Origin of the sequence: Pseudoalteromonas sp. 19-MNA-CIBAN-0066, assembly GCF_040308705.1 — a bacterium.
GTDB classification, from domain to species: Bacteria; Pseudomonadota; Gammaproteobacteria; order Enterobacterales; family Alteromonadaceae; genus Pseudoalteromonas; species Pseudoalteromonas nigrifaciens.
Map to the genome: position 1 here is coordinate 1 of NZ_JBEONZ010000236.1, position 266 is coordinate 266.

Annotated in this window: 1 protein-coding gene; it reads left to right on the top strand. The window is 45.1% G+C overall.

What is annotated here, in order from left to right; genetic code table 11:
* The coding region (locus tag AAEZ18_RS18965; RefSeq protein WP_352255965.1) for a hypothetical protein at positions 1 to 266 on the top strand (266 nt) is incomplete at both ends.

Sequence of the window (266 nt, forward strand, 5' to 3'; positions counted from 1 at the left end):
TTCCAATGGTACGCGACAGATGCACTTGAAGTACGTGCAGGTGTTGGCTTGTTCTCAGGCGGTAACCCTAACGTTTGGCTATCTAACTCTTACTCAAACGACGGCATTACTAACATTAGTGCAAACCAGTTTGGTTCTATCGACTTGTTCGCAACACCTAATGTAAATAATGGTACTCCAGGATTTGAAGTTCCTCAGTCTCAATTTGATGCAGTAGCTGACACTGTAATCGGCTCAGGCGATTCACAAGCAAACGCTGTTGACCC